Here is a 12,382-nt window from a genome sequence, read left to right as displayed (position 1 = left end):
TCATCTCCATCGCGGAGGAATTCGGCGGCACGACGATCGCCCAATCGGTCGAAAACCATCAGGATGCGAAGCTGCTGCGCAAGATGGGCGTCCCCTATGCGCAGGGCTACTATTATTGCGCGCCGACGCTCTTTCCCGAATGGCTGCCCGCGTCGATCAATCAGGCGGGTCAACGTCGGCGCTAGCGTCGCAACGGAACGCCGCCTGCTTCCTTTTGGCCTTGTTGCCGCGATGCAGCAGATGCGGTATGTCCAGAGCAGAAGGTGGGGGAGTCGGAGCCGGTCGCAGGGAGTGGCCGGAACGTGAAGTCCTCTGCCATAGGTAGAGGAAAATCACCCATGACCAATGTCGTCATCGCATCCGCCGCCCGCACGCCCGTGGGCAGTTTCGGCGGTTCCTTTTCAACCGTCCCGGCCCATGACCTTGGCACCGCAGTGCTCAAGGAGCTGGTGGCACGCGCAGGCGTGGACGCGTCGGAAGTTTCCGAAACCATCCTCGGGCAGGTGCTGACGGCGGCGCAGGGCCAGAACCCCGCGCGGCAGGCGCATATCAACGCAGGCTTCCCGAAAGAAGCCGCCGCGTGGTCGATCAATCAGGTTTGCGGCTCCGGCCTGCGGGCGGTGGCACTGGCCGCGCAGCACATTCAGTTGGGTGACGCGAATATCATCGCCGCGGGTGGTCAGGAAAACATGACCCTGGCCCCCCATGCGCAGAACCTGCGCGCGGGCCAGAAGATGGGCGACATGCAGCTTATCGATACGATGATCAAGGACGGCCTGTGGGACGCCTTCAATGGCTACCACATGGGCCAGACCGCCGAGAACGTCGCCGAGAAGTGGCAGATCAGCCGCGACCAGCAGGACGAATTCGCCGTAAGCTCGCAGAACAAGGCTGAAGCCGCCCAGAAGGCCGGCAAGTTCCAGGATGAGATCGTCGCCTACACCGTCAAGACCCGGAAAGGCGACGTCGTCGTCGATCAGGACGAATACATCCGGCACGGCGCAACCATGGAAGCGATGCAGAAACTGCGCCCCGCCTTTACCAAGGACGGCTCCGTCACCGCGGCGAACGCATCGGGCCTGAATGACGGTGCTGCAGGTGCGCTGCTGATGTCGGCGGAAGAAGCCGAAAAGCGCGGGATCGAGCCGTTGGCACGGATTGCATCCTATGCAACCGCCGGTCTCGATCCGTCCATCATGGGCGTGGGCCCGATCTATGCTTCGCGCAAGGCGCTTGAAAAAGCCGGCTGGAAGGCCGAGGATCTGGACCTTGTCGAAGCCAACGAAGCCTTCGCCGCGCAGGCCTGTGCGGTGAACAAGGACATGGGCTGGGACCCGGCAATCGTGAACGTGAACGGCGGTGCCATCGCCATCGGTCACCCCATCGGTGCATCGGGCGCGCGCATTCTCAACACCCTGCTCTTTGAAATGAAGCGCCGTGACGCGAAGAAAGGGCTCGCGACGCTGTGTATCGGCGGCGGTATGGGTGTTGCCATGTGCATCGAGCGCCCCTAAAAACAATTGGGCGCGCAATATAATTGCGCGCCCAATTGACGGGTCGAAATAACATTACCTTGAGGGAGGATAAACCATGTCGCGTATCGCTTTGGTCACAGGGGGCAGCCGGGGCATCGGTGCCGCCATTTCGCGGGAACTGAAAGAGGCGGGATATACCGTTGCGGCCACCTATGCCGGCAACGACGACGCCGCCGCCAAATTCACGGATGAAACCGGCATCAAGACCTACAAGTGGAACGTGGCCGACTACGACGATTCCAAGGCCGGAATTGAAAAGGTCGAATCCGAACTCGGCCCGATCGAGATTGTCGTGGCGAACGCCGGCATCACCCGTGATGCGCCGTTCCACAAGATGACGCCCGAGCAGTGGAAAGAGGTGATCGACACCAACCTGACCGGCGTCTTCAACACGATCCACCCGGTCTGGCCCGGCATGCGGGAACGCAAGTTCGGCCGGATCGTCGTTATCTCTTCGATCAACGGGCAAAAGGGTCAGTTCGCGCAAGTGAACTACGCCGCGACCAAGGCGGGCGATCTGGGCATCGTGAAATCGCTCGCACAGGAAGGTGCGCGGGCGAATATCACCGCGAACGCGATCTGCCCCGGCTACATCGGAACCGATATGGTCATGGCGGTGCCTGAAAAGGTACGTGAATCGATCATCGCGCAGATCCCGGCAGGTCGGCTTGGCGAACCGGAGGAAATCGCGCGGGCCGTGAAATTCCTCGTGGCGGATGAGGCTGGCTTCATCAACGGCTCCACCATTTCGGCCAACGGGGCGCAGTTCTTCGTCTGAATGCACGGAACATTCAAACGCAAAGGCCGGACCATTTGGTCCGGCCTTTCGCTTTTGTGGCCTGCCTTATCGGGCGGTACGATGAAACACCCGATTCCAGAAGGTGGCGATGGCCTGCGCGCGGGCCGCATGTGCCTTTTCGAAGGCGTTGCGCGCGTCGGTGTTTGTTGTCGCTTCGATCATGGTTTCTACCTTTCGCATTGGTACATCTTGTCTGTGAGACATATGCGCCCTGAGGGGCCAGCCTACAAACGAGACTTTTCAGGCGTTCAGAAAAGATATACTTAACTGATATGTCCGATCGGCTGCCCCCTCTTACTGCCTTGCGCGCCTTCGACGCGGCGGCGCGCCATATGTCCTTTGCCAAGGCGGCGGATGAGCTGAACGTGACGCCCGCCGCGCTCAGCTTTCAGATCAAGTCGCTCGAAGAGCATCTGGGCGCGCCCCTGTTTCGCAGGCTCAACCGCGCCGTGGCCCTGACGGACGCGGGGCGGACGCTGGCACCGGGGACAGAGGACGGTTTTCGCATCCTGTCGGAAGCATGGCGCGCCACCCGGCGGTTGCAGGATGACAGCACGCTGGTGGTGACAGCCGGTCCCGCCTTCACGGCGAAATGGCTTGCGCCGCGGCTTTTCGATTTCGCGCAGAACCATCCGGAGATCGAGCTGCGGTTCTCCGCCTCCCTGCGGATCATGGATTTCGACCGGGACGAGATCGACGTCGCTATCCGCTTTGGAACGGGGCCTTACCCCGGCCTTTTCGCCCTCCCCCTGGCGGAGGAATGGGTCGTGCCCGCGATGACCCCGGCGCTGGCCAAACGCTATCCGACGCCTGAAAGCCTGCGGGGTGCGGTGCTGATTGTCGATGAATCACTCAAGGCGCTGGGGGAAACCGCGGACTGGCCGGAATGGTTCACAGCCATGGGTCTGCCCCCGGTGGAGCCGCACGGGCCGCGGTTTTCCCAAGGGGACCATGCGGTCGACGCAGCCCTTGCCGATGTCGGTGTGGTTCTGGGGCGACGGGCGCTGATCATCAAGGATCTGGCCGAAGGGAGGCTTGTGGCACCCTGGCCCATGGCCCTGAAGACGCAGGCCCGCTTCACCTTCCTCTGCCCCGAGGCGGTGCAGGACCGGCCGCAGATCGCTGCGTTTCGTAAATGGATATTGAATGAGATCGAAAAGACGGCGCCGATCGCCGCTGGTTTCGAATTGATTGAAAAAGGAATGGCTTGAAGCTGGAATTGCGATGCCCACTTGGGCCGTGTTCACGCGGAACGTCCTTTCCAGTTGGCCGGCGGCGCCGTCGCCTTGGCACACGCCGACCGAGTTTACTGATACTTTTAACGGGTCAGTTCGACAGGCGCGTGATTTCTTCTTTGAGGCGCAGCTTCTGTTTCTTCATTGTTGCAACTTCCAGATCATCGACACCGGGTGCGCGTTGGGCTTGTTCGACAGCCTCGCTCATCGCCTGATGTTTACGCTTCAGCGTCTCCAGATGCGCATCAAAAGCCATGTAATCCTCCATTTTTCGGGTTGCAGAGTTCGAGTGGAACACAAACTGCGGTGCGAGTCACGCCGCCCCGCAGCATAGCGCCCCTGCTGATTAAGATAGCCCTAACATACGCCTAGAAAAGCAGCGGAGCGCCCTTGCGCAGCACTGCGCGGATCGTTGCCGTGTAACTGTCCCCGTCGGCTTCATGCCGCGCACCTTCATGCAGGATCAGGGGCGCGTGCAGGCGAAAGGCACCCCGTCCGTTCTTGCGCGCCCGCAGGATCACGCGGTCCGGGTCCCGGCCCGTCCGCGCCGCCAGCGGAAGCACCTGAACGCTGCCCAAATCACGGGGTAATGCGGCCAGCAGTTCCGGCAGGCGTTCTGCACGATGAATGAAATGCGCCTGCCCCTTTGGAAGCAGCCGCTTGGCCGCCGTGCGCACCCATTTCGCCAGCGGCGCCCCCTCGCCATGGGCGGCTTCTCGGGTCGGATTCGCCGAAGGGCGCGAAGCCGCGCGGTCGAAATAGGGCGGATTGGCAATGACGTGGTCGAACTGCCGCTGCCGCAGCGCATCGGGCATCCGGGCAATATCGCCGGTATGAACGTCGAAGACGCCCTGCCCGTTGCGCCGGGCGAGCGCAGCTTGGGCCTCCTGCAGCTCCACGCCGCTCAGCCGCAGCCCCGGCACCCGCGCGTTGAGACACAGTGACGCAACCCCGACCCCGCACCCAAGCTCCAGAACGCTTTCGCGGGCCTCCGCAGGCACCGCAGCTGCCAGCAAGACCGCGTCAATTCCCGCCCGGTAGCCCCGTTTCGGTTGCCACAGGTGGACCCGCCCGCCCAAGAAAGCATCAAGGCTCAGGTCTTCGTCGTTATTTGCGGTCACAGGCCGAGGGGGATCTCGTTATCCCGCAACACCCGAAGCGCCGCGTCGTGGTCTTCGGGGCGCACCATCAACCTGCGCGGGAATATTCCGATCCCTCCTTCAAGTACGCTCATGTTTACGTCCATCTCGAAGCAGTCTATATCCTCGCCCTGCAGAAGGGCAGTGGCGAAAGCGATGATCGTAAGGTCGGTGGAGCGCAGAAGTTCCTTCATGTCTGCGATTTAGGCACCGGCCGCGCTGTTGTCGAGTATCACGGTAGGAAAGCGCGATGGAAAACGATACCCGCATGAAACCGCACGATCGCCTTGCCGAACATCTCTCAAACGATATGGATGCCGTGGGCAGCCTGATCCGCGCGCGCATGGCGTCGGAACACGCGCCCCGGATCCCGCAGGTCACCGCCCATCTGGTCGAAGCGGGCGGCAAGCGGCTGCGCCCGCTCCTGACGCTCGCGGCGGCGCGGCTTTCCGGCTACGAGGGGCCTTACCACGTGCATCTTGCCGCGACGGTGGAGTTCATTCACACCGCGACCCTGCTGCATGATGACGTGGTGGACGAAAGCGCGCAGCGGCGCGGACGACCAACGGCGAACCTGCTTTGGGACAACAAGTCTTCCGTGCTCGTGGGCGATTACCTCTTTGCCCGCAGCTTTCAGTTGATGACCGAAACCGGCTCCATGCAGGTGCTGAACATCCTTGCCAACGCGGCGGCGACGATCGCCGAAGGCGAGGTGCTGCAACTGACGGCGGCGCAGAACCTCGCGACGGATGAAAGCGTCTATCTCCAGATCGTCCGGGGCAAGACCGCGGCACTGTTTTCAGCCGCGACAGAGGTGGGCGGCGTGATCGCGGGTGCACCGGCGGATCAGGTGCGCGCGCTGTTCGCCTATGGCGATGCGCTGGGGATCGCTTTCCAGATCGCGGACGATCTGCTGGATTACCGGGGCGACGCGCAAACGACCGGAAAGAACATCGGGGACGATTTCCGCGAACGCAAACTCACCCTCCCGGTGATCAAGGCCGTGGCCGCCGCAACGCCCGAGGAGCGTGAGTTCTGGGTCCGCACCATCGAGAAAGGTCGCCAGCAGGATGGGGACCTCGATCAAGCACTGGCGTTGCTGAAGCGGCATGGCGCGCTGGACGCGACGGAGGCGGACGCAAGGGGCTGGGCCCGCAAAGCGGTGACGGCACTGGACGCTCTGCCGGATCATCCGATCCGTGGCATGCTGGCGGAACTCGCCGATTACGTGGTCAGCCGTCTGAACTGATCATCGGGGCGGCAGCCACCCACCAGCGCGGCTGAACCTTCGCGATGCAGTCAGCGGCAGCGCGGGCTTGCGCTGCGCTTTCATAAAGACCGAAGCATGTCGCCCCGGAGCCGGACATCCGCGCCAGCGCCGCGTCCTTCAACGCCTCGAGGCAGAGGCTGATTTCGGGCAGGGTCGCCCGGGCTGGCGCTTCCAGATCGTTGCGCTGCGATGCGAGCCAATCCGCGAAGGTTGCGAAATTCGCGAAGGCAGGGATGGCTTCCATCGGTGCGTTGAGCTTGCATTGCAGTTCCGCGAAAACCTGTGGCGTGGCCAGCGGCTCGCCCGGATTGACCAGCACGATCCAGCAGGGCGGCAAGGGCCTCAGCGGGGTCAGCACCTCCCCCACCCCTGTCATGCGCTGGGGGCCGTCCTGCAGGCAGACCGGCACATCGGCCCCCAAAGTGGCGGTATCCTGTGGCACGGGAAGCCCCCAATGCGCGCCGAGCGCCCGCAGGGTGGCCGCGGCATCGGCCGAGCCACCGCCGATCCCCGCCGCGGCGGGCAGGTTCTTCGTCAGCCGCAGCGCGGCACCCCGGCCTGTACCTGCATCAAGCAGTTCCGCAGCCCGGATCACCAGATTGCGCGCGTCCAGCGGCACACCTTCGGCAAATGGGCCATCGACCGAAAGTGTGAGATCCTCCGCCGGTGTCACCTGAAGCCGGTCGCCGATCTTCGCCCGCACGACCAGAGAATCGAGCAGGTGGTAGCCGTCAGGGCGTTGGCCGGTGACATGAAGGGTCAGATTGATCTTTGCCCATGCGTCTTCCGCCCGGGGCAGGCCGACCGCGCTGGGATCGATCCCGCCATTCTGTTGCGTCATTTCCGCGCGCTTACCTTCAGCGGCGGCGCGCCCTCTTCGGCCAGCACCGCGTCAAGCCCGATGTCGAGCTTGCGGCGAATGCGCTCAGCGTCCGCTTCGGTATCGGATCCTTCATCGTCGATGAAGGAAAGCGCCCGGCGCCATTGGAACTGCGCCTCGCGTTCGCGCCCCACGGCCCAGTAGACATCCCCCAGATGATCGTTCACCACCGGGTCGATAGGCACGAGTTCGACGGCGCGTTCCATCTGCTCCACCGCTTCGTCATAGCGACCGAGGCGATAGAGCACCCAGCCGAGGGAATCCACGATGTACCCTGAATCGGGCGAGGCGGCGACCGCACGCTCGATCATGTCCAGCGCCTCGTCGAGGTTGCGCTGCTGTTCGACCAGCGAATAGCCAAGGTAGTTCAGCACCTGCGGCTGTTCGGGGTTGATCTCCAGCGCGGAGCGGAAATCCTTTTCCGCAGCCGCCAGATCGCCGAGCCGTTCATAGGCGATGCCGCGCGAATAGAAGAGCAGCCAACGCGTGCGCAGCCCCTCCCCCGTTGCAGCCAGTGCGCGATCATAGGCGTCGATGGCGGCGGTATATTCTTCCTTCGCGCGCAGCATGTCGCCCAGCGTCGAATGCACGACGGCAAGATCACCGTGGATCCGGGTGAGCTGTTCGAGCACCTGGATGGCCTCCTCCTCCTCGCCCAGACGGCGCAGCGCATCCGCGCGGCCCAGTTCGGCAACGTGGTAGGCCGGATCATCCGAAGGGACTTCCTTGTACTCGCGGATGGCGAGGCCGTATTGCTCCAGATTTTCCAGCAGATCCGCTGTCAGCAACAGGGCATCGATGTGATCGGGCCGCAGGTAGCGGGCAATACGCGAATAGAGCAGAACGTAGTAATCCCCCGCCGCCTCGCTGCGCAGAACCGAGGCGAAGGTATAGAAAATCTCGGCGATGCCGGCGGTTACATCAGGCACTTGGCTGTAGGGAAAGGGCTTTTCCGCCTCAAGCGCTGCGACAAGCTCTTCCAGCTCGGGGTCGGTGCTTTCGCCGAAGTTAAGCTCCAGCAGGTCCAGTGCGTCTTCATAGCGGCCAAGCTGGCCCAGCACCTCGGCCCGGACGAGGATACCCCGGCGCGTCTGGGCAACGGAACCTGCGAGATCGTCTTCGAAAATCGCTTCCGCGCCCTCGAAATCGCCGACAGACGCAAGCGCCAGCGCGCGATGGTAATTGACGAAGCCCTGCATACCCGCTTCGGCGCTCAGTGCGTCGAACTGGGCGAGGGCCGCGGTCATGTCGCCCGCCCCCATATGCGCCCAGGCCCGGACAAGCCCGTCGACCCACGGGCCGATGCCGGATTGGTCCGGGTCACTGTCAAGCAGGGTGCGGTAATCACCATCCTTTGCCCAGCCCGCGATCAGCAGCATATGGGCGATCTGGCTGCGCTGGCCTTCTTCGTCCAGCGCCTTGGCCAGGGGCAGTGCCTTTTCGATCTGCCCGAGCGAAAGGTAGGACAGCGCCGCGCTTTCCATCAGCTCGACGTTCTGCGGATCCTCCCGAAGGGCCTCCGCGTAGAAGCGGGCCGCCATGCGGAAATCGCTGCGCACCGCGGCGTGACGCCCGGCGAGGTAAGCGCCGGATGCGGCCTCCGCCATTGCGGTGGTGCCCAGCGTCACTGAAAGCGCCGCGGCACAGGCTGTCGTGAAAAGGGTGCGTAACATCAGGGCTGCCTCGCTCATGCTTTGACGCAAAGCTATCATTTTCACGCCTGACCGCAACGCCGCAAAGGTCTACCGCGAGGGCGCGCGCCGATATCGGCGAATACCCGCAACGCGCTGGGGCGGAATGATCGGGCCGCGCAAGACGATCTGCCTTCGCGGCCCGGCCCGTTACATGTTGGGGTAGTTCGGTCCGTCACCGCCCTGCGGCGTTGTCCAGACGATGTTCTGCGCCGGATCCTTGATATCGCAGGTCTTGCAGTGAACGCAGTTCTGGAAGTTGATGACGAACTTGGTATCCGCCCCCTCGCCCACGAATTCGTAAACCCCCGCCGGGCAATAGCGTGCCGAAGGGCCTGCGTATTTGGGCAGGTTGTGTTCCACCGGGATACTCGGGTCCTTGAGCTTCAGATGCGCAGGCTGGCTTTCTTCGTGGTTTGTGAACGAAAAGGCGACGTTCGTCAGCCGGTCAAAGGAAAGCTTGCCGTCCGGCTTGGGGTAGTCGATCTTCTTGTGCTTGTCGGCCGGTTCGGTTGCTTCCGCATCCGACTTGCCGTGCTTCAGCGTGCCCAAGAGCGAAAAGCCCATGGTGTTGGTCCACATGTCGAAGCCCCCGAGCGCAAGGCTGGCGGTAAGGCCGTATTTCGACCAGAGCGGTTTGACGTTGCGCACTTTCTTCAGATCACCGCCGATCGCGCCATTGCGTACTTCGGCTTCGTAGTCATTCAGCTCATCCGCAGACCGGCCTGCCTTGATGGCCTCGTGCGCCGCCTCTGCCGCGGCCTTGCCGGACAGCATGGCGTTATGGTTGCCCTTGATCCGCGGCACGTTGACCATGCCGACTTCGCAGCCCAGCAGCGCCACCCCGGGCGCCACCATCTTGGGCATGGACTGATAGCCCCCCTCGGTGATCGCCCGCGCGCCATAGGCCACGCGCTTGCCGCCCTCCAGAAGCTCGGCGACCATCGGGTGGTGCTTGAACCGCTGGAATTCCATGTAGGGAAAGACATGCGGGTTCTTGTAGCCAAGGTGCACGACGAAACCCACGTAGACCTGATTGTTGTCGAGGTGGTAGATAAAGGAACCGCCGCCCGCGTTGCTGCCCAGCGGCCAGCCCATGGTATGGGTCACGGTGCCTTCGCGGTGCTTGGCGGGATCGATTTCCCAGATTTCCTTCATGCCGAGCCCGTATTTCTGCGGCTCTTTCCCCTTGGCGAGGTCGAATTTCTCGATCACCTGCTTGCCGAGGCTTCCGCGCACACCTTCGGACAGGAAGACGTATTTGCCGTGCAACTCCATCCCCGGCTCATAGCCCGCACCCTTGGTCCCGTCGCTTTCGATGCCGAATTCACCCGCGACGACGCCCTTAACCTCTCCGTTCTCGCCGTAGACGAGTTCGGAACAGGCCATGCCGGGGAAGATTTCGACACCGAGCGCCTCGGCCTGTTCGGCCATCCAGCGGCAGACATTGCCCATGGAGACGATGTAGTTGCCGTGGTTGTTCATCAGCGGTGGCATGGGGAAGTTGGGGATGCGCAGCTTGCCCGCTTCGCCCAGCATGTAGAAATTGTCTTCCTTCACCTCGACGGTGACGGGGGCGCCCTTTTCCTTCCAGTCCGGCATCAGCGCGTCGAGGCCACAGGGATCGAGCACCGCACCGGAGAGGATGTGCGCGCCGACCTCTGAACCTTTTTCGAGAACGACGACGTTGCAATCCGCATCCAGTTGCTTCAGCCGGATCGCAGCCGACAGGCCGGCAGGCCCGGCGCCGACGATCACAACGTCATATTCCATCGCTTCGCGTTCAAACTCGGACATATCCGGTGCTCCCTCGGATCAAAACATTTGGATTTGGCTAAACCACGGCAGTGAACTTTGCAATCGCGACACCGCGTTAAACCCCCTGCGGCCCTTGGCGGGACCCGTTCAGCCACGGCCCGATCACCCGTGATGAAAGCTCCATCTGCGCATCGCCATGGCGAAGATGATGCACCAGATCACCGCCACGATACCGAGGAACCGCTCAAACGCGCCATCGATCGAGGTCGGCAGGTTGAAGAAGACCGGCGTGCCGACCAGCCAGATAATCGCCGACACCCGCGACGACACGATGACCCCGCGCCCGAACCGGTGCCCGCGAAAACCGAGGATCGAAAAGGCCGTGATGAAAAGAGCCCCCAGCGCGTAGACGACATAGATATGGATGACGATGCCTTCCTTATCGCCGTCCCCGTATTCGTTGCGGGCCGCGATGATCGTAACGCAAAGCGCAAGCAGCACGAGCGTATAGACCAGCACCGACCACGCGCGCGATCCGTCATGCAGATGAGCGGCAGCCAGGGACAGGCAGATCAGCGCCGCCGCGAAAGCATAGAGCGTGACATCCTGAATGATCTCGTATCTGCCAGCGGCAAGGTCACTGACGGTGTCTGCGATCCAGTCATGCCCGGGCACGACGATGGACCCCACGATGTTCCCCGCCACGAGCGCCAGTGCCCCGATGATGGCAACCCATGCATGAACAGCGACGAATTCCGGTACCAGCAGCGGGCTTCCACCCACGCGCAGCTTGCGCTCATTTTCCACAATTTTCTCCTTTGGTTACCCGATCCTACGCGCAAAGGCGTCTGGCGTTCCATGTAGCGCGGGGGATCGTTTACCCACCACCCGGCGATGCCCCCGGATTTGGCGCAGGGGGGTTCAGCGCGCTCGGCCGAGCAACGCCACTCCCCTCACGTTGCCCGGGTCAAAACCTAGGGTTGCAGGCCGTAAAGGAAAGCAACGCGAGGGGTTTTTACGCCCTGCGCACACCACCCGACCCCCGGCTGCGCCACATATGCGCGAAACCCCGTTGCGCGTTCCCTTGCCGATTGGTACGGGCCGCCCCCCTTGCATTTGCTTATCCGTTTGGGTCAGTTAAAGACGAACACCAACAGCGGCCGCCCCTCGTTCAACGAGGGGCGGCTCTCATTGATAGCAGGCTGACCGCGATGGAAAAGATCCCGATGACCCGCAAGGGCCATGACGCACTCGAAACCGAACTGAAGCACCTCAAGTCGGTCGAACGTCCCGCCATCATCAAGGCCATCGCGGAAGCGCGCGAACATGGCGATCTGTCGGAAAACGCGGAGTATCATTCCGCCAAGGAAAAGCAGTCTTTCATCGAAGGCCGCATCAAGGAACTGGAAGGCGCCATTTCCCTGGCCGATGTGATCGATCCGGCCAAGATATCCGGCCCCATCAAGTTCGGCGCGACGGTCACGCTGGTGGATGAAGACACCGACGAAGAGAAAACCTATCAGATCGTCGGCGAATACGAGGCCAACATTGAAAACGGTCTTCTGAACATCAAGTCGCCCATCGCCCGCGCCCTCATCGGCAAGGAAGAAGGCGACAGCGTCGAGGTGCGTACACCCGGCGGTGAGAAATCCTACGAGGTTCTCAAGATCGTCTACGCCTGATCGGAGATCACCACATGACCGAAACGCAGGACACTCCGCCCCCAAGCAGCAAGGCGGATAACGGCGGCGCGCGCCCGACACCGCTGGGCATCTATGACAAGCCCGGCGCCGGTGGCGTCACGGAGATCGAGATCATCGCCGTCGCGCTGAGCGCCGTCTGGCTGATCGGCTCGGCGCTGTTCTTCCTGCTGCAGCCCGCGGAGGGAGAGACCGAAGGCACCAATGGCCTGCGGTTCCTCATGACGATGCTGGCGGTCTTCATGCCCGTGGGCATGATCTGGGTCGCCGCCACGGCGGCACGGGCCAGCCGCGTCATGCGCGAGGAAAGCCAGCGCCTGCAGGCGGCCATCGATGCGATCCGCCACGCCTATATCGCCCAGCAGCAGGGCCAGC

Annotated in this window: 13 protein-coding genes and 1 pseudogene; 7 read left to right on the top strand and 7 right to left on the bottom strand. The window is 62.8% G+C overall.

The annotated features are described in order from the left end of the window. The 4 genes from A3728_RS20665 to A3728_RS20650 form a co-directional block, all read left to right on the top strand. A partial coding sequence (locus tag A3728_RS20665; protein ID WP_150120928.1) for an EAL domain-containing protein occupies positions 1 to 185 on the top strand: 185 nt, incomplete at its 5' end. 153 nt (positions 186 to 338) lie between these two features. Then, complete coding sequence (locus A3728_RS20660; protein WP_067928160.1) at positions 339 to 1,514, top strand: acetyl-CoA C-acetyltransferase; 1,176 nt, start codon at positions 339 to 341, stop codon at positions 1,512 to 1,514. A gap of 76 nt (positions 1,515 to 1,590) precedes the next feature. Beyond that, entirely contained in the window at positions 1,591 to 2,313 is a 723-nt protein-coding gene (gene phbB, locus A3728_RS20655; protein ID WP_067928157.1) for an acetoacetyl-CoA reductase, read from the top strand. A gap of 293 nt (positions 2,314 to 2,606) precedes the next feature. Further along, complete coding sequence (locus A3728_RS20650) at positions 2,607 to 3,545, top strand: transcriptional regulator GcvA (protein ID WP_067928153.1); 939 nt, start codon at positions 2,607 to 2,609, stop codon at positions 3,543 to 3,545. Positions 3,546 to 3,660: 115 nt separating this feature from the next. Here the strand turns inward: A3728_RS20650 and A3728_RS22555 are convergent, their stop codons facing one another. The 3 genes from A3728_RS22555 to A3728_RS20640 form a co-directional block, all read right to left on the bottom strand. Further along, positions 3,661 to 3,825: a YdcH family protein gene (locus tag A3728_RS22555; protein WP_082850963.1), complete on the bottom strand. Its 165-nt coding sequence runs from the start codon at positions 3,823 to 3,825 to the stop codon at positions 3,661 to 3,663. Positions 3,826 to 3,937: 112 nt separating this feature from the next. Then, positions 3,938 to 4,690 (bottom strand): tRNA1(Val) (adenine(37)-N6)-methyltransferase, encoded by a 753-nt coding sequence (locus A3728_RS20645; RefSeq protein WP_067928150.1) that lies wholly within the window; start codon positions 4,688 to 4,690, stop codon positions 3,938 to 3,940. Further along, a complete protein-coding gene (locus A3728_RS20640) occupies positions 4,687 to 4,902 on the bottom strand; it encodes a putative signal transducing protein (protein WP_067928148.1) in 216 nt (71 codons plus the stop codon). The genes A3728_RS20645 and A3728_RS20640 overlap by 4 nt, the downstream gene beginning before the upstream one ends. A gap of 56 nt (positions 4,903 to 4,958) precedes the next feature. Here A3728_RS20640 and A3728_RS20635 point away from each other — a divergent pair, with 56 nt between their 5' ends. Continuing rightward, entirely contained in the window at positions 4,959 to 5,957 is a 999-nt protein-coding gene (locus tag A3728_RS20635) for a polyprenyl synthetase family protein (protein ID WP_067928145.1), read from the top strand. Here the strand turns inward: A3728_RS20635 and A3728_RS20630 are convergent. From A3728_RS20630 to A3728_RS20615, 4 genes are all read right to left on the bottom strand, one after another. After that, complete coding sequence (locus A3728_RS20630; protein ID WP_067928142.1) at positions 5,941 to 6,819, bottom strand: 4-(cytidine 5'-diphospho)-2-C-methyl-D-erythritol kinase; 879 nt, start codon at positions 6,817 to 6,819, stop codon at positions 5,941 to 5,943. The genes A3728_RS20635 and A3728_RS20630 overlap by 17 nt on opposite strands. Further along, positions 6,816 to 8,531: a tetratricopeptide repeat protein gene (locus A3728_RS20625; RefSeq protein WP_067928163.1), complete on the bottom strand. Its 1,716-nt coding sequence runs from the start codon at positions 8,529 to 8,531 to the stop codon at positions 6,816 to 6,818. Before A3728_RS20625 ends, A3728_RS20630 begins: the two co-directional genes overlap by 4 nt. 168 nt (positions 8,532 to 8,699) lie before the next feature. Then, the gene (locus A3728_RS20620; protein ID WP_067928138.1) at positions 8,700 to 10,346 is read right to left on the bottom strand and encodes an electron transfer flavoprotein-ubiquinone oxidoreductase; all 1,647 of its coding nucleotides are present in this window, start codon (positions 10,344 to 10,346) and stop codon (positions 8,700 to 8,702) included. Between the two features lie 123 nt (positions 10,347 to 10,469). After that, the gene (locus A3728_RS20615) at positions 10,470 to 11,114 is read right to left on the bottom strand and encodes a DUF998 domain-containing protein (protein ID WP_067928135.1); all 645 of its coding nucleotides are present in this window, start codon (positions 11,112 to 11,114) and stop codon (positions 10,470 to 10,472) included. A 404-nt stretch (positions 11,115 to 11,518) separates the two neighbouring features. Between A3728_RS20615 and greA the strand changes: the two genes are divergently transcribed. Both greA and A3728_RS20605 read left to right on the top strand, forming a co-directional pair. Beyond that, positions 11,519 to 11,989: a transcription elongation factor GreA gene (gene greA / locus A3728_RS20610; protein ID WP_067928133.1), complete on the top strand. Its 471-nt coding sequence runs from the start codon at positions 11,519 to 11,521 to the stop codon at positions 11,987 to 11,989. 14 nt (positions 11,990 to 12,003) lie between these two features. Next, positions 12,004 to 12,382, top strand: a pseudogene (locus tag A3728_RS20605) (hypothetical protein); the annotation flags it as partial.

Origin of the sequence: Sulfitobacter sp. HI0040 (assembly GCF_001634885.1) — a bacterium.
Lineage (GTDB): Bacteria > Pseudomonadota > Alphaproteobacteria > Rhodobacterales > Rhodobacteraceae > Sulfitobacter.
This window is presented reverse-complemented; position numbering and strand designations above follow the sequence as displayed.